Annotated in this window: 1 protein-coding gene; it reads left to right on the top strand. The window is 60.3% G+C overall.

Translation table 11 applies throughout. From position 1 onward, the window contains the following. Positions 1-149: 149 nt before the first annotated feature. Positions 150-476: hypothetical protein (locus ACL03I_RS39510; protein WP_412808673.1), on the top strand; the 327-nt coding region annotated here is incomplete at its 3' end.

The following is a 476-nucleotide window of genomic DNA, read 5'->3' as shown; positions in this document are numbered from 1 at the left end:
AGTATTGGGTCGGCACCGACAAAGGCAACCAACTAGCCTCCATCAAGCTGATTAGGGAGCGTTTGGACCTGGACAGCGTTGCGTGAAGAGCTCAGGCAGGTCGAGCAGATCGCGGCAGCGATCGCCTTGTCGGCCATGACGCGGCCGAGTTGCTTCCTCTCCGCCGCGGAGACAGCATCGTCGTCAACGGCACCATCCGAACGTCCAAGGCAGCTTCCGTTGCCCGCGGCACCGTCGATCCGCACCAACTGCAGCGCTGCTTCGATGCCGGAGCCGATATCCATCTACACCCGTGGCTGCACGCCAAACTCATCGCGGACGAACTCGTCGGCAACCTTCACGTCACCGTCATCGGCTCGGCGAACGTTTCACAACACTCCGAACGAAACCTCGAAGAAGGAACCGCCGTCCTGTACGACGTTCAAGCCTTCGAGACCGTGCATAGCGCGGTTTTCAAATGGATCGACGAAGCAGCC

This window comes from Nocardia sichangensis (assembly GCF_047200615.1).
Lineage (GTDB): Bacteria > Actinomycetota > Actinomycetes > Mycobacteriales > Mycobacteriaceae > Nocardia > Nocardia sichangensis.
Note: the sequence above shows the minus strand (reverse complement) of the source record. Positions and strands in the feature narration are given on the sequence as shown.